The organism is Limimaricola variabilis (assembly GCF_014195545.1).
Lineage (GTDB): Bacteria > Pseudomonadota > Alphaproteobacteria > Rhodobacterales > Rhodobacteraceae > Limimaricola > Limimaricola variabilis.
This window is the reverse complement of record NZ_JACIBX010000004.1, coordinates 64,133-82,043: the sequence shown is the minus strand read 5'-3', so window position 1 is coordinate 82,043 and position 17,911 is coordinate 64,133. Positions and strand designations below refer to the sequence as shown.

The following is a 17,911-nucleotide window of genomic DNA, read 5'->3' as shown; positions in this document are numbered from 1 at the left end:
GTTTCGATGGTGAAGAGCCAAGCTCGCCATGCCCAAAACTTTGCCTCGTCCAAGCCTCGCATCAGACCCTCGACCCGGTCCAGCCCGATGACGGCCGTTCGACCACGACATGATTGAGGGACACGCAATGCCGATTTCAAACACCATTTCCGGGACCTCCGTCTCGGGCGCCGCCGTCTTCGACGATCCGGTGATGTATCGCAGCTGGTATTTCGCACAAAACCGCTCGGCCGTGAACATCGACATCGAATCCGTCTGGGCGGAGTATCGCGGCGCGGGGGTGAAGATCGGCGTGGTCGATTCCCAGATCGACTTCAATCACGCCGAGCTCGACGGCAATTACGACCTCTCCCGTGACTACAATTTCGACATGGTCGCGGGCGTCATCGCCGCCGAAGGCGGCAACGGCATCGGCAGCGTCGGCATCGCCAGCGAGGCGACGCTGGTCGGGCTCGCGGTGAACTATGCCAGCCCCAACGCGCTCGACCAGGCGATCGCGGCGCTGCACGCCGCCAGCGCGGTCGACGTAGTCAACAACAGCTGGAGCTTCAACCGCCCCTTCGCCGATAATTTCGGCCGCGCCACCGCGCTCCGCGAGGCGCTGGAGGATCCGGTGACGAGCGGGCGCGACGGGCTCGGCACGGTGGCGGTGTTCTCGGCCGGCAATGGCGGCGGCGACGATTCCTCGAACTTCCACAATCTCCAGAACTCGCCGCTCGCCATCGCGGTGGGGGCGGTGGACCGCGACGGCGCGGCCTCCTCCTTCACCAGTCTCGGCGCCAACGTGCTGCTCTCGGCCGCCGGGCGCGAGGTCTTCACCACAGAGCCGGGCGAGCGCTTCGAGACCCGCGCCACCGGCACCTCCTTCTCGGCGCCGGCGGTCTCGGCGGTGGCGGGGCTGATCCTCGAGGCCAATGCCGATCTCGGCTATCGCGACGTGCAGCAGATCCTCGGCCTCTCGGCCCGGCGCGAGGGGCTGGGCAACGGCATCGCCTGGGGCGACGGCTGGGTGATGAACGGCAACGGCCATTTCAACGGCGGCGGAAAGGCGTTCAGCGATTCCTTCGGTTTCGGCTTTCTCAACGCGCATGACGCGGTGCGGCTGGCCGAGACGTGGACGCTGCAGCAGACCGCGCAGAACCGGACCACCGTCAAGGTCGAGACGGAGACCCCGGGCGCCAAGCTGGTCGGCGGCAGCGTCGATCACCTGCAGTTCGAGATCGAGGTCGGCCAGGACATCGCGATCGAACACGTGCAGCTGCAGCTCGAATTCTTCTGGCGCAACACCGCCGATCTCGACGTCTGGCTGACCAGCCCGGAGGGGACAAGGATCCGGCTGGTGCACGACATCCCGCTCGAAGGCGGGATCGGCGATCTGCGCAACTTCAAGTTCGGCTCGGTCGCCACCATGGGCGAGATGAGCGCCGGCACCTGGACCGTCGACATCCACGACCGCGCGCCCGACGCGCTCGACCGCCATGGCAACGTCCATGTCGGCGAGGTCAGGGACATCACCCTGACCCTGCATGGCCGGGCGAGAAACTGGCAGACGACGTGTTCTTCTTCTCGGACGAATATGCCGACACGGCCGCCGCCGAGGCCGGGCGACGGCGCATCATCGACCGCGACGGCGGCACCGACGCGATCAACGCCGCGATGGTGACCAGCGGCAGCCTGATCGATTTGAGCGGCGGGCAGGGCAGCCGCATCGACGGCGTCGGTTTACGGATCGGCGGCGGGATCGAGAACGCCTTTGCCGGGGATGGCGACGACCTGCTGATCGGCAGCGGCGCCGACAACTGGCTGCGCGGCGGGCGGGGCGACGACACGCTGCGCGCCAGCGACGGCCGCGACCGGCTCGAAGGCGGCGCCGGGCAGGACCGCTTCGTGGTGGGCGCGAATTTCGCCGATGTGCAGGGCTCGGTGCTGTCCACGGGCGAGCTGCTGTTCGATCTGGCCGGCGATGCGCTGACCCGGATCTCCGGCATCGAATTGGTCGAGTTCGCCGACCTGCTCTACCGCACCGCCGAGCTGACGCGGCTCTGGACCGATGGGGGCGAGCCGCAGCCGGAACCGGTGCCCGCGCCCGAACCGGAACCCGCGCCCGCGCCTTCGCCCGAGCCCGTCCCGGCGCCGGAGCCTGCGCCCGAACCCGCCCCTGAACCTGTTCCCGAACCCGAACCCGAACCCGAACCCGAGCCGATCTGGACCTATACCGGCACGGAGGGCGACGACCGCCGCGATGGCGGTGATGGCGCGGACCTGATGCGCGGGCTCGGCGGGGCCGACCGGCTGGGCGGGCGCGCCGGCGATGACGAGATCCATGGCGATGGCGGCGACGACCGGCTGATCGGCGGCGGCGGCGCGGACATGCTGTCGGGCGGCACCGGCCGCGACGTGCTGTGGGGCGAGGCCGGGCATGATGCGCTGGCGGGCGGGGCGGGGGACGACCGGCTCTATGGCGGGGGCGGCGACGACGCGCTCGATGGCGGGCGCGGCCGCGACGTGCTGATCGGCGGGGCCGGGGCCGACAGCTTCGTCTCCGATCGCGCGCAGATCGACGCGGTCGATTTCGTCCGCGATTTCGATCACCGCGAAAGCGACCGGATCCTGCTGCAGAATGCCGAGGGCATGGAGGAGGGATCGTTCCGGATCGTCGTCGAGGCAGGCCGCACCAATGTCGCCTATCTGGGCGAGAACGGGGCCGAGATCCTGTTCGAGGTGGCGATGACCGGTGGCGGGGCGCTGTCGCTGCACGGCGTGCTCGACGGGGCGGAGAGCGCGACGCTGGTCTTTGCCTGAGAGGGATGTCCGGGCCGCCCGACGGGCGGGCGGCCCGGTGGGTTCACTTGCCGGTCCGGTTCACCACCGCGCCGGCGGTGCGCAGGATGACGGCGAGGTCGAGCATCAGCGAGCGCCGCGCCTGGTACTGCATGTCGAGCTGCACCCGCTCCTCGTAGCTGACATCGTTGCGGCCCGAGACCTGCCACAGGCCGGTGATGCCCGGCACCGCGGTGAGATAGCACCACTGGTAGCCCTCGTAGCGCGCCAGCTCGTCGCTGACGATCGGGCGCGGCCCGACGAAGCTCATCTCGCCGCGCAGCACGTTCCAGACCTGCGGCAGCTCGTCGAGGCTGGTCCGCCGCAGGAAATTGCCGATCCGCGTGACCCGCGGATCGTTGGTAAGCTTGTAGTCCCGCGCCCATTCGGCCGCGGCTTCGGGATCGTTGGCGAGATGCCGGGCGAGGATCTCGTCGCCATCGGGGCGCATCGTCCTGATCTTCCAGCAGCGGAACGCGCGCCCGTTCTGGCCGACCCGGCGATGGCCGTAAAAGCCGCTGCCGCCACCATCCGAGCGTACCAGCACCCAGAGGACGGCGATGACCAGGGCCAGTGTCGGCAGCATCACCAGGGCAAGGAAGAGATCCAGAAGGCGTTTGCCACGACGGGCGTAGAAACCTTCGATTGCGGACGAGCGAAGACGGTCGCTGCGCGACTTGGAGGTAACACTCATAATCATCAACTCTTCAACAAAGGGCCGCCGGGGCGACCGAACTGGTAACAAGCGACGCCGCATCGCAGAAAAAACAAAACAGGCTGCGGACGCCATCACTTCGACACAAGCCTGACAGCGTCATGACAACATGGTCAATCCGAGGGCCGAAGCCGCTGGCAGAGCCACCGGGGCGTTTGACCATAAACGCGTCATCTGCCTCGGATGAATGTGATTTCTTCCGCATTGGGAGAATATGCAAGCAGAATTTTCGCCTTAAACGTGTGTCATGCTGCCCGTTTCGCGCGCAGCGAATGCGGCAATTTCGAGGCGAATGGCAGGTTTCGCAGGCCGCGCGCGGGCTGGAATCGGCTCGCCTCGCGAAACAAATCGTTCGCTATCAGCCGCCCGCCAGACGGGCGTTTCGCTCCCCTGCTGCCTGTCCGAAGGGACATTCCGCGCGCCGACCGCTCGTCGCTGCCGCTATGGCTTGCAATCGGGCCAAGGCGCGCAGATCAATCACAGGTAGAGTGACACCACGCGGGAGCGGCGCATGAAAGCGATTCGGACAGGGGCGACCGGCGGCCTCAGGGTGGTCGTGATCAACGATGCCAGCCTCGCCCGCGGCGGCGCGACCGGGCTGGCGCTGCTGCAGGCGCGCCTCCTGCGCGAGCGCGGCATCGAGGTGGTCTTTGCGGCCGGCGACAGCGGCGACAACGCCGAGCTGCGCGCGATAGGCGTCGATCTGCGCGCTTTGGGCGGTCAGCAGCTGATCAAGGCGCCGCGGGCGCAGGCCGCGACGCGCGGCATCTACAACCCGGCGGCGCGCCGCTTCCTCGCCGAGATCGTCGAGGAGATGGCCGACGAGCGCACCGTCTTCCACGTGCACGGCTTCTCCAAGACGCTGTCGCCCAGCATCTTCGCGGCGCTGGCCCCGGTGCGGGCGCGCAGCTTCCTGCACGCGCATGACTTCTTTCTCGCCTGCCCGAACGGCGCCTTCATGGATTACCGCGCGGCCGCGCCCTGCAGCCGCAAGCCGCTCTCGGCCGACTGCCTGTCCACCCATTGCGACAAGCGCTCCTACGCGCAGAAGCTCTGGCGGGTGACCCGGCAGGCGACGCTGTGGCGGACGCTGGAGCGCGGCGCCGACTGGGCCGGGCTGCTGATGATCCACCCGGCGATGCGGCCCTTCCTCGAGATGTCGGGCTACCCGCCGGGGCTGCTGACGGCGCTGCGCAACCCGGCGATCGGCTTTCGCGAGGAGCGGGTCGCGGCCGAGGCAAATCGCGGCGTGGTCTTCGTCGGCCGGGTCGAGGCCGAGAAGGGGATCGAGGATCTGGTCGCCGCCGCCGCGCGGGCGGGCGTGCCGCTCACCGTGATCGGCGACGGCCCGCTGCGCGAGGGCCTCGAAGAAGCGCATCCGGAGGTGCGGTTCCTGGGCTGGATGTTGCGGGAGCAGATCGGCGCCGCGATCGGCGATGCCCGCGCGCTGGTGATGCCGAGCCGCTACCCCGAGCCCTTCGGCCTCGTGGCGGCCGAGGCGTCTCTGTCGGGCCTGCCGGTGATCCTCGGGCGGCACGCGCTGCTCGGCACCGAGATAGAGCGGCTCGGCCTCGGGCTGGCCTGCGACACGCGCGACCCGGCGGCCTTCGCCGCGACGCTGGCCCGGATCGACGCGATGCCGGCGGCCGAGATCGAGGCGATCAGCCGCCGGGGCCATTCCGGCGCGGCGGGGCTCTGCACCACGCCCGCCGAATGGATCGAGGCGCAGATCGGCCGCTACCGCGCCGCGCTCGAAGCCCCCGCAAGGGCGGCGTAGAGCCGGCCCACATCCTCGGCCGCTTCGCGCAGCAGCGCCTGCCGCGCCGCCTCGTCGCGCGGCTGTCGGGCCAGCGCGACCATCCGCTCCGCCGCCGCGCCGGGCGCCACGCGGGTCACGTCGAGCAGCCGGTCGCCGACGCCGATCGAGTCGAGGAACGAGGCCAGCTTGCGATCCCAGGCCAGCCCGATCGCCGGCACCCCGTAGGAGGTTGCGGCGATCACCGCGTGCAGCCGGTAGGCCACCAGCACGTCGAGATCGGCGATATGGCCGCACAGCTCGGCCGGGGTGCGCTGGGTCGGGAAGGCGATCCGCCCGGGCCCGGCCAGGGCCGCAAGCCGGGGCCGCAGCCGGGCCGCGTAGCTGACATCCTCGGGGCTGCCATTGGTGAAGACGCGCAGGTGGAAGCCCGCGTCGAGCAGCGCCCGGCCGAGCCCGACGAACCAGTCGTCGAGCTGGTCCGCCTCCGGCGCCGCCTCGGCGTGGTAGCGGATCGCCAGATGGCTCATCAGCCCGATCCCGGCGACCGGGCGGGGGCGCGGGGCGGCCTTGGCGGCGGGAAAGACCCGCGCCGCCAGCAGGCCCGGATCGCGCACCACCTCGGCCGCGATCCCGGTATGGGGCTGCATCAGCTCGGCCCAGAGATCGCGCGAGGCCGTGTCGCGCAGGAACACCGCCTTGAGCGCGCCGTTGGCGAAGGCGCGGCGCGCCATCCGCAGCCCGGTCGCGCTCCAGCCGCCGGACATGCCGCAGGCATAGATCGCCGCAGGAAGGCCGCGCTTGCGCGCCTCGCCGAGCGCCAGCGACAGCTTGGTCGGGAAGTTCAGGTCGAGATCGGCGAGCAGGTTGCCGCCGCCGATCGCCACCGCCTCGGCGCCGCGCAGGCCGGCCCGGTAATGCGGCTGCCAGCGGCGCCGCGCCTGCAGCGCCAGCGGCAGCCGCACCGCCGCCCGGCGGGCCGGGCCGGGCAGCGCGTCGAGCACCGCCATGATCGTGCCGCGCCCGGCCATGACGTCGCCATAGGCGCCGCGGGCGGCGAGGTCGATCGAGGCGGTGTCGGGGGCAGCGCCGAGCGCGATCAGCTGATGCTCGAGACATTCCGAAAGCAGGCCGTCGCCGAGATTGGGGCTGTAGCGGGCGTTGAAGCAGCGGATGCGGGGGGACAAGGACATGATCGTTAAAAACCTTTCGGCGGAACACGCCTTGGTGTGGGCCTCGGCGCGGCAAGGGTCAAGCCGTGCCGCACCCGTGGCGGGGGGTGTTGCGCGCCGCTGCCGCGCTGCGGGCGCAGGGCTCAGGAAATCATCGCGATCGGGGCGGTATTGTCGCGTTCCGGGGCTGCTGGTGGCGGCCCGAGCCCCGCAGCGGGCGGCGATGGAGGAACGAGATGAGCGATCAGTTTGCGAACCGGCAATCCGGGCTGGACAGCCCAGCGAGCGACCTGCACCCGATCACGCCCGATGACGGCGCCGACCTCGCGGTCTGGACGCGAGCGATCACCGCGACGAACCCCGGCACGATCCGCGTCACCGCGATCGGCGGCACGGTGGCGACGCTCTATCTGGCGGCGGGCGCGGTGCTGCCGGTCCGGGTCCGCCGGGTCTGGGCGACCGGCACCACCGCCACCGGGATCGTGGGGCTGACGTGATGCGGCTGGGAACCGGGCTCGGGCTCTGCGCCGTCGCGGCGCCGGAGGCCGGGCCGCCCGTCATCGTGCCGGTGACGGCGCCGCTGTTGCTGATCGTCGCGGGGCAGTCCAACGCCGACAAGCAGGGCACCTCGGGCGCGACACCGGCCGCGAAATACGCCGCCATGCAGGATGTCGAGGTCTGGAACCCCGCCAGCGGCGGCTTCGAGCCCTATGCGCCCGGAAGCAACGCGGGTGACGACAGCGCCAATGCCTGGGGCTCGGAGGCCGAGTTCGCCCACCAGCTGCGGCAGGCGGGCGTCGATCGGCCGATCCGCATCGTCAAGCGCGCGCAGGGCGGCACCGGCCTGCCAGCCGAGGCCGGGCGCGACGACTGGCACCCGACGGTCCGGACCTCGGGGCGGATGCTGTTCGAACAGCTCGAATCCCGCGTCGCGGCGGCACGTGTGGCGCTCTCCGATACGCCCGAGGAGGTGACGATCTGGACGCAGGGCGAATACGACATGGCGAATGGCCACGGCGGCGATTACGCGGGCAACTTCGCGCATCTGCTGGCCGAGTTCCGGGCCCGGATCTCGACCGGGCTGTTCATCGTCGAGCGCACCCGCCCGCGGCTCGACAGCGCCACCGCCACCGCGAACACCTGGGCGGTGCGCAAGGCGCAGCTCGACGTGGCACTGGCCGATGGCAACGCCATGGTGATCGACACCGACGCGGCGACCGGCGGCGCGCCGTTCTCGGAGCTGCACCCGCGCGCGGCCTGGGCCGAGGATTGCGGGCGGCGCGCCTATCGCGCCTGGACCGGCAGCTATGCCGCTCATCATGGCGAGATCACCGACGCCGCGCCCGATGCCTTTGCCTTCGCCGCGCGGAGCGGCGCGGCGCCGTCCTCCCCCGTCACCTCCGAGCTGGTGACGCCTGTGGGATACGAGCGGGACGCGCCGATCACGGTCACCGGCGGCGCCTACCGGATCGCCAACCCCGACGACACGGTGGCGGTGGACTGGACCTCCGCGCCGGGGCGCATCCACAAGCATCAGAAGGTGCAGCTGCGCGTCAGCTCCAGCGCCGAGGCGGAAACCGCTACGCAGGCGACGCTGACCATCGGCGGGGTCACAGGCGTCTGGTCGGTGACCACCGCCGCCGCCGCGCCGCCATCCTCGGGCGTGGCCTTTGTCGGGGCCGGGGCGCCCGACACCGCCAAGGGCGCGCATGTCGTCGCGATGCCCGCCGGGCTGCAGGCGGGCGACTTGCTGCTGCTGCATGTCGGCACGCATTCGACCAACCATGTCGCCACCACGCCGCCCGACTGGATCGCACTGCCCGAGGTCAGGAGCGGCAATGCCAGTTCCGACCAGGTGCGCGGCATTCTCTATTGGAAGATCGCCGCCGACGGGGAGCCGGGCGTCGAGCTGACGCAGGGTGCGAGCTATTACAGCACCGGCATCGTCTCGGCCTGGCGCGGCGTCGATCCGGCCGACCCGCTGGCGGTGGTGCAGCCCGGCACGACCGCGACCGGCAACTCCCTGGTGGCCGGGCTCGTCGCCGCAAACGTGCCGGCGGGCACGCATGTCCTCTATGCGGTAGTCTATGCCAATCTGCACAGCGCGAGCTGGGGCGGCGATCCCGACCTGTCGGATTTCGCGGAGCGCTACGACGTGACCCGGCAGGGCAGTTCGGGCGTGCAGCTCTCGATGACGATGGGCTCGGGCGGCGCGGCCAGCGCGCAGAGCGTGGGCGACGCGGTCACTGCCACGATCGACGGCGGCGCGTCGCGCAACTCCAATCCGCATCTCCTTTGCCTGCGTCCGGCGGCGGGCTGAGGTCAGGGCGCGCGCAGGGTGATATGATATTGGGTCACGTCGCCCGCCGCACTGCCGCCCGGACCCACCGTGATTTCGAACACGTCGCCCGCCGCCAGCGACATCGGCGGCGGCGCGATCTCGATCACCCCGCCGCTCTCCTCGGCGGCGATCTCCTCGCCATTGAGTGTGAGAGCGACCGTGATGCCGTCCTCGCTGCGGGCAGCGACGTCGAAGTGGGCGGTGAGGGCGACGCGCATCGCCTCGGGCGCGGTCCAGCGATGCACGATCTCGACCGGATGCGCGGCCGATCCGCCGGGCAGCAGCTGATCGGCGGTGAGCCGCAGCGGACGCTGCCCCGGTTCGCCGAGATAGGGCGTCCAGAGCGTGCCGCCCGCCTCCTGACCCGGCATGGTCGCGAGCGGGGCTTCGCGGCCGTCGATCCGCAGGAACCGCTCGAACGGATCGCCCTCGGGGCGGCTGCCGTCGGCGGCAGGGTAGCCGAACTGGTCGAAGCTGTCGGCGATCAGGCGCTGCGGGCCGAGCTCGACCCCTTTGCCGATATCGATCCCGCCAGTGGTGCCGCGCAGGATCAGCGGGGTCTCGCGCGACAGCGCGTAGGGCGGTGCCAGCGCCCGGCCTTCCGGGTCGCGCAGTTCGATCCCATCGGCCACGCGCAACTCGCGCGGTGCGCCCCATAGCAGCATCGTGTCCTCGCCGAAGCGGCAGCCATAGGTGAAGGGATCGGGCGCGGCGTCGCGCACCTCGCGCCCGGCGAACTCCCCGGTGATGATGCGAAAGGCCAAGCCCGCACCGGTGATCCGGCCATCGGCGGTGAGCAGCGGCACCAGCCCGTCGCCGCGCGGGTTGAGCGGGTACCACACCGCCCGGGTCACGCCCGACAGCGCCATCTGGCAATAGTCGCGCAGCATGTAGCCCGCCGCCGCCGCCGGATCGGCGCTGCCGAACTCGGTGATCTCGATCGGCAGCGATGCCGCCTGCGGATGGCGGCGCAGCACCGCCACCTGCCGGGCGAGCTGTTCGGGCGGGGTGGTGTAGGGATGCATCGCCAGCGCGTCCATATGCGCGGCCCCGCCCGCGTCGAGCACCGCCCAGAGATAGCCCAGCGGGATCGAGTGGCTGGCCCCGCCGAGGAGCCGGATATCAGGATCTTCGGCGCGCAGCGCCTGCGCGGCGGCGGCCAGCAGCGCGGCATGCGCCTCGGCCCGCGCGGTGGCGGAGGCGGTCTCGAGCGGGCCGCGCAGGAAATCGGCGCTGTTGAACTCGTTGCCGATCTCGACCGCGTCGAGGCCGGGATATTGCCGCGCCAGCGCGCCGGCGAAGCGGCCGAAGGCGGCGATGCCCTCGGGCGTGACCGGCGTGTCGCCGCCCTCCCAGAGCGGGTTGCCCCAGTTCAGCGTCAGGCTGAGGCGCAGCCCCGCGTCGAGCACGTCGCGCGGATAGGCGGCGCGCGGATCGGAGAAGTCGTAGGCATCCGCGCGGGTCTGGGCGAGGCCCCAGTTCAGGCCGTCGCGCAGATCGGTCACGCCGAGCGCGACGGCGTTGCGCAGCATGCCTGGCTGCACCCCCTGACCGAAATTGGATGCCGCCCCGAGCAGGGGCGCGGTCATGGGCAGGGGCGTGGGGGAAGCGTCGTCCTGCGCGGCGGCGAGGGCAGGCCAGGCGGCGAGGCACAGGGCCGCGAGACGGGGGAGGGAGCGCAACATGGATGAAAACCGGTACCGGGAACAATGACATGCGCGAGCCTAGCGGAGCGCGCGGGCGGCGGCGAGGGCGGTCGGGGCCGAAACTGCCCGCGTCGGCGGATCGCACGGGGAAGCGTCGGGTATCGAATCGCGGCGCGCCGCAGCAGGCAGTTCCGGCACCATGCCGCGTGCGCCCGGGCCGGACCGCGGGCGGCGGGATCGGCGCGATGCGGGGCGCCGGTTCGATATCGTACGCGGCGAGCGTTCCGGCTGACCAAAGCAAGGATTTTCCGGGTGGCGCGATCAGATCACAGCGCCGGATCATACTAAACCCATGGTTGAATGATCTTTTAAACGATCAACTATGTCGATATGGTGTTGAAAGGAGGAACAGCGATGTGTCACGGATAAGGCCGGACAGACGACGTCCGTGACGGCCTCCGCCTCTCCGCCTTTTTTTCCGGCGGCGGCCAGAAATGTTTGCGTGGTGGAACGGCTCCGGCCGTGCCCATCGGTTTTACCAGTGTGAGGACCTGAGAGATGGCAATCTCCTATACCCTGTTGAACGCGTCCAACATCGGCGAGGACAACTTCGTCATCGGCACGGCGGGTGACGACCAGTTCACCGCCGGCTACGGCGCCGATACGATCGAGGCCGGCAACGGCAACGACCGCGTCTATGGCGGCATCGGCGCCGACATCGTCAACGGGCAGAACGGCAACGACTACATCAACGGCGACAACGGCAACGACCGGGTGCGCGGCGGCGAAGGCGACGACGCCGTGTTCGGCGGCGGCGGCAACGACAACGTCTATGGCGGCTGGGGCAACGACATCCTGGCCGGCAACTCGGGCGACGACACGCTGTACGGCGGCCGTCCGAACGCGATCCGTCCGGAGGGGGAGACCGACAGCGACGTCTTCATCTTCGACCGGCGCGACGGCAACGACCGGGTGATGGATTTCACCAAGGGCGAGGACAAGGTCGTCCTGCTCGACGGCGGCGACCACACGCTGTTCTACAACGCGGTCAGCAACAACACCAAGCTGACCTATGGCGACACCACGGTGATCTTCTACAACGTGGAGCTTTCCGAGGCCGACATCGCGACGCTCGACTTCAGCGTCGGCCAGGATTCGCCCGGCGCCTCGGATTCGCTGAGCGCCGCGCAGATCAATCAGATCTTCGATATCGACCCGATGCTGTACTGATCCCGCCTCGGATCGCGGACCGACTGACAGGAGCCCTTCGGGGCTCCTGTCGCCGTTTCGGGCCTCAGGCAACTTGCAGGATCAGTTCGCGCAGCCGCTCACCGGCCCGCGCCCAGGTCAGCTGGGCGGCGCGGGCCCGGCCGCGGGCGGACATTTCGCGGCGCAGCGCGGCGTCGCCGCATAGCCGCCGGATCGTCTCGCGCCAGGCCGCTGGTTCGGAGGCCGGGGCGTAGAGCGCGGCCGCCGCGCAGACCTCGGGCATCGCCCCGGCGCGGGCCGCCACCACCGGGGTGTCGCACCACATCGCCTCGACCGGCGGCAGGCCGAACCCTTCGGTCAGGGACGGAAAGGCGAAGCAGACCGCGCCCTCGTAGAGTGCCCGCAACTCGCCATCCGACACGAACCCGGTGAACAGCGTCCCCGCCGGGGGCTGCCAGCCGCGCGCCGCGTAGGCGTCGGCGCCGGGCCCGCCCGCGATCACCAGCCGCGGCAACGTCGCCCCGGCGTCGCGCCAGGCATCGAACAGCACGCGCATGTTCTTGTAACCCTTGGCCGATCCCAGCGCGAGGACGTAGCCGCCCGGTGCCAGGCCGTGGCGCCGCAGCACGCCGCGATCGGCGGGCACCCGCATCAGGTGATCGGTGCCGTTGTAGATGACGTCGATCTTGTCCGGGTGGCCGATGCCATGCGCGGCGAGCGACTGGCGCGAGAACTCGGACACGGTGAGGATGCGCCGCGCCCGGCGCGCGATCCAGGGCAGCAGCGCCCGGTAGGCCGCCGCCTGCCGGCCGGAGTAGTCCTCCGGGTGCAGGAAGGTCTGCGCGTCGTGGATCATCACCACCGAGTTGCCGTGCAGGAGCGGCGCGAGATTGCAGAAATTGATCAGCGTGTCGCCCCGCGCGACGCGCGGCAGGGTGAGCATCTCCCAGCCCTGGCCGCTGCCGCAATGGCCGGGCACCACCTCGGGACGGAGCGCGGGAAACTCCGGGTCGGGCTCGTGCTCGCGCGGCGCGACGATCCTGACCCGGTCGAGCCGGGTCAGTTCGCTGGCGTAATGGGCCGCCGTGCGGTGCACGCCGTTGAGCCCCGCATCGAGGAACTTGCCGTTCACGGTGATCCGTCTCTTCATGCGTCGATCCCTGCCATGGCGGGCGCCAGCGCGGCGCTCCAATTGTCGCGGAAGGCCGTCGGGGTGAAGCGCGCGATCGAGCGGGCCAGCGCCGCCTGCCGCGCGGCGCGCGGTTCGGGCTCAAGCTCGACCAGTTGCCGCATCATCCGGGCGATCTCGGCCTCGTCGAGCGGGTCGGCGCTGAAGGCACCGTCGCCGGCCACCTCCTCGAGCACGCTGTCGCGGGCCACCAGCGGCACCAGCCCGGCGGCGATCGCCTCGGCGACCGGGACGCCGAACCCCTCGAGCAGGCTGACCAGCACGAAGCCCGCCGCGTTGCGATAAAGCCAGGAGAGCTGCGCGTCGCTGACATAGGAGAGCAGCACCACCCCCTCGGTCGCGGCGGCGAGGCGGGCCACCTCGTCGGCGCCCGGCTCGCGCGCGCCGCACAGCACGTAGCGGTAGCCGCGCTGCGCCAGCCCGCTGGCGGCGAAGGCGCGGATCGCGGCGGCCTGGTTCTTGCGCCGGCCGATCGAGCCGACGGTGAGCAGGAAGGGCGCTCGGACCTCCTCGACCGGGGCCGGGGCGGCGGCGGCCAGTTCGGGCCGCAGCGGCGGGTAGATCACCTCCATCCGGGGCAGCGGGCCGAACAGCTCGACATAGGCGTCGCGCGAAGCGCGGCTGACGAAGACCATGCCGGGCTTGGTCTCGGCGATCTGGCGGTACGCCTCGTCATAGAGGCGGCAGACCCGGTCATCGAACAGCTCGCGATGGGTGAGCGGCCCCATGTCGTGGCACAGCACCAGATCACGCGGCCCGGTGCGGTAGAGCCGCACCGTGTAGGGGTCGAGATGCAGCACGGGGCGGCGCGCCCGCAGCCCGGCCACCCCGGAGGGCAAGCGCTGCCGCAGCGCGATCTCGGCATCCGAGCCGCGCTCGATCAGCGAGCGGCGGAGCCCGTCCGGGGCCCGCAGCTCTGATCCGGGCGCGCGCCGGAACCGGCCATAGCGGACGCTGGCGATCCGGTCGGCATTGTCGCGGATGATGTCGCGACCGATAAAGTACTTGCCGGTGCGGTTGCGCAGGGCGAGCGAGAAATCGACATCCCACATGGCGATCACGCCGCGCTCGAGAGAGGGTGACGCCGCGCCGCGGCGTGCAGCCGGGCATCCTGCGCATAGCGCTCGGCGATGAAGGCCTCGGTCTCGGCGTCGAAGGCGAGGCGGTCGTAGCCCTGCGACGCGGTCTCGTAGAGCCCGCTCCGGAGCCAGAGGGGCCGCAGCGCGGCGCGCTGCGGCTGCGGCAGGACGTTGCGCGACAGGGCGCGGACCACCGGCTGGGCGTGGCGGAACCAGCGCTTGGGCTGCCGGCTCTGATTGGTCGGGGCCGCCAGGAAGCGCGGCGCTCCGTAGCTGTCATGCAGCCAGGCCTCGAGCCGGGGCAGGTCCTCGATCGCGAACAGCCGGTCGACGACCTGCCGCCCGTCGAGCATCACGTAGTCGCTCTGCCGGGTGAAGTGGATGTAGCGCAGATCGGCAAAGACCTCGCGATGGGCGAGCCAGTCGCGCACCCGGATCGCGGCGGCGCGCAGCATGTCGTCGGTGATGCTGAGCGCGCCAATGCCGTCGAATTCGCGCAGGTGCTGGCGCAGCGCCGAGACGAAGCGGCTGCGCGGGTCGCGTAGCACCGCGAAGGAGGTGCTCCGCGCGAGCAGGGCGAAGCAGCGCGGGAAGTCCCGGGCGAGGATCGGCAGGGGAATATGCGCCTGGTGGATCTCGCCCAGCCGATCATGCGGATAACCGAAGGGCGTGACCCGCGCGCGCATCTCGGCCTCCGATAGGCCGTTGTCGCGGGCGAAGGCCGCCCATGGAAAATCCGCGATCGGGTCGAGGCCGCGATAGATCGACAGGCCGGCGCATTTCGGGACCTGGACGAAGAACAGGTTCTTGTCGGCTGAGTACTTCACGTGGCGTCTCCAACTGGTAAAACACATCACTGGAAAAGAAGGAAAAAACGGCGGCTCTATCCGGAGAAGGCGGCGAGCTGGAACACCCGCAGCCGGGCCGCCACGGCGATCGCGGCGAAGCCCGCCAGCACCCCCAGCGCGAGGCCCGCGAGCAGCGCCGTCACCGGATCGGCGATCACCTCGGCGGTGGCGCGGCGGATCAGGTGCAGCACCGCGCCGTAGCCCAGCGTCAGCAGCAGCGCGAGGCCGAAGCGCTGCAGCGCCGGGCCGGTGCGCAGCCCGCCCGAGCGGCCGATCACCGCGATCGCGCCCAGCGTCAGCAGACCGCCGGTCACCGCCTGCGACCAGGCCAGCACCGCGAGACCGAAGGGCGCCGCCGCGAAGACCGCCGCGAGTGAGACCGCCGCGCCGAACATGTTGTAGCGCATCACCATGCCGGTCCGCCCCAGCCCCGCCGCCACCGGCTCGAGCAGGAACGGCCCGACCGCCAGCACCGCGCGCACCGCGAGCGCCTGCGTCACCACCATCGCGGCGAGATAGGCGGGCTGGAACACCAGCTCGACGATGTCGGCGGCGAAGGTGACGATCACCATGGCGATGCCGCCCGCGAGCACCGTCACCGTGCCGGCGAAGCGGGCGAGCTGCTCGTCCATCGGCAGCCCCTTGCGCCCGGCCGCGCCGAACTGGGTCTGGGCGAAGCTGCGCATCGGCTGCACCACGACGTCGGTGGCGCCCGAGGCGACGCGGTTGCCGAAGCGATAGAGACCGGCCTCGGCGGTGGTGAACATCACCCCCAGCACCAGATCCGCGCCGTAGCGCGACAGGAAGCCCATCGCCTGCGCGCCGTAGAGCCCGCCCGAGAACATCGTGGCCCGGCGCGCCAGCGCGGCGCTGAACGAGAGGCCCGGCCAGGCGCGCGAGGCCAGCGCGTAGAGCGAGATGCTGACCAGGAGCTTGGCATAGCGGAACACCACCAGCGCGTAGACCGACTGCCAGATCCACAGCAGCGTCACCCCGACCACGAGGCCGACGGCGTTCTGGGCGAACATCACCATGAAGTGCCGGTTCACCGCCTGCCGGCGCAGCATCATCGCCGCGAACCACGCCTCGAGCGAGGCGAGCGGCTGCGCCAGCGCCAGCAGGGTCAGCACCAGGGCGAGCTGCGGCGCCTCGAAGAGCTGCGCCAGCGGCATGGCCAGCGCCGACAGCAGCGCCGCCCCGCCCGCGCCGAGCGCGAACAGCATCCAGAAGCCGGTGTCGAGCACCGGCCGGTCATCGGCGGGCGAGGTGATGATGAAATGGTAGAAGCCAGTATAGGTCAGCGTCTGGATCAGCGTCACGAAGATGACGGCGATGCTGTAAACGCCGTATTCCGCCGGCAGCATGAAGCGCGCGGCGAGTAGCATCACGACCAGCAGGTAGACCTGTTCGAGTCCCCTGGCCGTCATGGCGAATCCGGCGAACGCGATACGGCGACCACGCGGCCCGAAGGGGCGCGTCATTGAAAAAACACTCAAAACAAACACTCGTCACTAAGTCGTCGCCCCCGACTATGACGCATCGGATCAAACTGTTACAGAGGAGCTTGCCGGGAAATCGCGAATCCGTGTCCCGATGCCGGCTGGATGCCCACAGGACAGCCATGCAGTTTGTTTCGAGTACTATTGTCGCATTTGCGATATTGGCGCTGATCGCCGCCAGGGGCCCCTATCGCGGGCTGATTCTGTTTTTCGCGGTGACGCCGATGGGCGCCATGGCCGCGATCAACCTCCCGGCGCTCGGCGGCACCTCCATCACCGTCATCGACGTCGCGGTCGCGGCGCTGTTCGGCCTTGTGCTGCTGGGGCGCGACGCCCATCCCGCCCGGCTGGCCGCGGCTTTCATGCCCCGCACGCCCGGCGTGTTCCTGCTGCTGTTCCTGCTCTACGCCGCCGTCGCCAGCGCGTTTCTGCCGCGGCTCTTTGCAGGCGATGTCGAGGTGTTCGGCATCGGCCGCAGCGCCAATGCCGACGGCATCGTGCTGACCCTCCTGCGGCCCGGCAACGGCAACATCTCGCAGATGTACCGGCTGATGCTCGGCCTGATGATCTTCGCGACCTGCGCGGCGCTGGTTTCGCGGCGGCCCGACATCGGCTACGTGCTGCGGCTGATGGTGGTGGCGACCGCCATCAACGTCGCGCTGGGGCTGGCCGACATCCTCAGCTACGCCGCCGGGCTCGAGGCGCTGATGGAGCCGTTCCGCACCGCCAACTACGCGATGGCGATCGGCCACCGCATGGCCGGGATGAAGCGGATGGTCGGCGGTTTCCCAGAGGCCTCGGCCTTCGGCTATTACTCGGTCGGGTTGATGGGGTTCTGGATCAGCTACTGGATCAGCGGCAGCCGGCGCGGCCGGTTGGTGCCGGTGATGCTGCTCTTGAGCGTGTTCGTGGTGCTGCGCAGCACCTCCTCCTCGACCTATGTGGCGACGCTGGCCTTCTGCGGGCTGTTCGTGCTGGTCTCGCTGATGAGCAATGTGGGCGGGCTGCTGTCGCGGCGCGGCGCGGCGCTCCTGGTCGGGTTCCTCGCGCTGCTGCCGGTGGTGGTCTACGCGCTCTACCTCACCTACGAGATGGTGCCGGGCTTCCAGGCCTTTGTCGACCGGTCGCTCTTCGACAAGCTCGAGACCGATTCCGGGGTCGAGCGGATGAGCTGGAACACCCAGGCGCTGCGCAACCTGATCGACACCAACCTGCTCGGCACCGGGCTCGGCTCGATGCGCGCGTCGAGCTGGATCTTTGCCGCGCTCGGCAGCACCGGGATCATCGGCACGGCGCTGCTGCTGGCCTTCCTTGCCCGGCTTTTCCTGCTGCGCGCGGGCGGCGTCGATGCCAGGCGGGACGATCGCGACGCGCTGATCCGCGGCTTCAAATATGGCTGCGTGGCACAGTTGCTTTCAGCGCTGCTGAGCCAGCCGACGCCCAATCTCGACTCCTTCTTCTACGCCATGGCCGGGCTTGCCTTCGGATTGAGCAGGGCCGTGATGCCGATGCCCCGGACGGCGCGTGCAGGGCTGCGATCCGCAAGTTCGATGTTGCAGCGCAGCATATGACGCGGCATGCTGGTTTCGTTAGCGATTGAACCGGTCGTCCCTGCTCGGGGATGGCCGTCCGGATTT

The 17,911-nt window shown here is 70.3% G+C and carries 14 protein-coding genes; 7 read left to right on the top strand and 7 right to left on the bottom strand.

The window, feature by feature from the left end; all coding sequences use genetic code 11:
* The first annotated feature begins 127 nt into the window (after positions 1-127).
* Both FHS00_RS07265 and FHS00_RS07260 read left to right on the top strand, forming a co-directional pair.
* Positions 128-1,663 (top strand): S8 family serine peptidase, encoded by a 1,536-nt coding sequence (locus FHS00_RS07265; protein ID WP_183471345.1) that lies wholly within the window; start codon positions 128-130, stop codon positions 1,661-1,663.
* Entirely contained in the window at positions 1,555-2,802 is a 1,248-nt protein-coding gene (locus tag FHS00_RS07260) for a hypothetical protein (protein ID WP_183471343.1), read from the top strand. Before FHS00_RS07265 ends, FHS00_RS07260 begins: the two co-directional genes overlap by 109 nt.
* Positions 2,803-2,845: 43 nt before the next feature.
* Here FHS00_RS07260 and FHS00_RS07255 read toward each other — a convergent pair whose 3' ends face one another.
* Positions 2,846-3,514, bottom strand: coding sequence for a sugar transferase (locus FHS00_RS07255; protein WP_246391168.1), 669 nt, complete (start codon positions 3,512-3,514; stop codon positions 2,846-2,848).
* 532 nt (positions 3,515-4,046) lie between these two features.
* On the opposite strand from FHS00_RS07255, the gene FHS00_RS07250 reads away from it, so the two are divergent.
* Positions 4,047-5,312: a glycosyltransferase family 4 protein gene (locus tag FHS00_RS07250; protein WP_183471339.1), complete on the top strand. Its 1,266-nt coding sequence runs from the start codon at positions 4,047-4,049 to the stop codon at positions 5,310-5,312.
* Here FHS00_RS07250 and FHS00_RS07245 read toward each other — a convergent pair.
* Entirely contained in the window at positions 5,273-6,484 is a 1,212-nt protein-coding gene (locus FHS00_RS07245; protein ID WP_183471337.1) for a polysaccharide pyruvyl transferase family protein, read from the bottom strand. The two genes, FHS00_RS07250 and FHS00_RS07245, sit on opposite strands and share 40 nt — an antisense overlap.
* A gap of 215 nt (positions 6,485-6,699) precedes the next feature.
* Here FHS00_RS07245 and FHS00_RS07240 point away from each other — a divergent pair, with 215 nt between their 5' ends.
* Complete coding sequence (locus FHS00_RS07240) at positions 6,700-6,960, top strand: spike base protein, RCAP_Rcc01079 family (protein ID WP_183471335.1); 261 nt, start codon at positions 6,700-6,702, stop codon at positions 6,958-6,960.
* Complete coding sequence (locus FHS00_RS07235) at positions 6,960-8,783, top strand: sialate O-acetylesterase (protein ID WP_183471333.1); 1,824 nt, start codon at positions 6,960-6,962, stop codon at positions 8,781-8,783. The genes FHS00_RS07240 and FHS00_RS07235 overlap by 1 nt, the downstream gene beginning before the upstream one ends.
* Positions 8,784-8,785: 2 nt before the next feature.
* Here the strand turns inward: FHS00_RS07235 and FHS00_RS07230 are convergent, their stop codons facing one another.
* On the bottom strand, positions 8,786-10,489 hold the full coding sequence (locus FHS00_RS07230) for a hypothetical protein (RefSeq protein ID WP_183471331.1): 1,704 nt from the start codon (positions 10,487-10,489) through the stop codon (positions 8,786-8,788).
* 519 nt (positions 10,490-11,008) lie between these two features.
* On the opposite strand from FHS00_RS07230, the gene FHS00_RS07225 reads away from it, so the two are divergent.
* The gene (locus tag FHS00_RS07225) at positions 11,009-11,680 is read left to right on the top strand and encodes a calcium-binding protein (protein WP_183471329.1); all 672 of its coding nucleotides are present in this window, start codon (positions 11,009-11,011) and stop codon (positions 11,678-11,680) included.
* Positions 11,681-11,744: 64 nt separating this feature from the next.
* Here the strand turns inward: FHS00_RS07225 and FHS00_RS17860 are convergent, their stop codons facing one another.
* The 4 genes from FHS00_RS17860 to FHS00_RS07205 are packed head-to-tail and all read right to left on the bottom strand — an operon-like array spanning position 11,745 to position 16,202.
* Positions 11,745-12,809: a glycosyltransferase family 4 protein gene (locus FHS00_RS17860; protein WP_183471327.1), complete on the bottom strand. Its 1,065-nt coding sequence runs from the start codon at positions 12,807-12,809 to the stop codon at positions 11,745-11,747.
* Positions 12,806-13,900 (bottom strand): glycosyltransferase, encoded by a 1,095-nt coding sequence (locus FHS00_RS07215; RefSeq protein ID WP_246391186.1) that lies wholly within the window; start codon positions 13,898-13,900, stop codon positions 12,806-12,808. The genes FHS00_RS17860 and FHS00_RS07215 overlap by 4 nt, the downstream gene beginning before the upstream one ends.
* 5 nt (positions 13,901-13,905) lie before the next feature.
* Positions 13,906-14,754, bottom strand: coding sequence for a sulfotransferase family 2 domain-containing protein (locus FHS00_RS07210; RefSeq protein ID WP_183471323.1), 849 nt, complete (start codon positions 14,752-14,754; stop codon positions 13,906-13,908).
* Positions 14,755-14,810: 56 nt separating this feature from the next.
* Positions 14,811-16,202, bottom strand: coding sequence for an oligosaccharide flippase family protein (locus FHS00_RS07205; protein WP_246391166.1), 1,392 nt, complete (start codon positions 16,200-16,202; stop codon positions 14,811-14,813).
* 194 nt (positions 16,203-16,396) lie between these two features.
* Here FHS00_RS07205 and FHS00_RS07200 point away from each other — a divergent pair, with 194 nt between their 5' ends.
* Entirely contained in the window at positions 16,397-17,845 is a 1,449-nt protein-coding gene (locus tag FHS00_RS07200; protein ID WP_183471320.1) for a hypothetical protein, read from the top strand.
* The last annotated feature ends 66 nt before the right edge of the window (positions 17,846-17,911 follow it).